This is a genomic window from Lentimicrobium sp. S6 (genome assembly GCF_013166635.1).
Classification (GTDB): domain Bacteria; phylum Bacteroidota; class Bacteroidia; order Bacteroidales; family UBA12170; genus UBA12170.
The window spans coordinates 1-333 of the sequence record NZ_JABKBZ010000311.1 but is presented as its reverse complement, the minus strand read 5'-3'; the positions used below and the strand labels follow the sequence as shown (position 1 = coordinate 333).

Below are 333 nucleotides of genomic sequence, written 5' to 3'. Positions count from 1 at the left end.
GATACTTATCCAGTAGGAACAACAACTATCCTATGGACAGTAACAGATATTCATGGAAACACCAATACTTGTACTCAGAACATCGTAATTACAGATGATGAGAATCCAAGTATCACAGCTGCAGCAGCCCAAACACAAACAGCCGATGCAGGATTATGTGGCGCAGCGGTAACAGTAGTAGCCCCAACAACAGCAGATAACTGTTCAGTAGCGAGTATTACAAATAACTTCAATGGAACATCCGATGCTAGTGGCTTCTATAATGTAGGAACAACCACCATCACCTGGACTGTAGAAGATATCCATGGTAATATTAGTACTGATAATCAGGAT

The 333-nt window shown here is 41.1% G+C and carries 1 protein-coding gene; it reads left to right on the top strand.

Annotated elements, in window-relative coordinates:
• Positions 1 to 333 (top strand): HYR domain-containing protein (locus HNS40_RS22840; protein WP_172285002.1); only part of this gene is annotated, 333 nt, incomplete at both ends.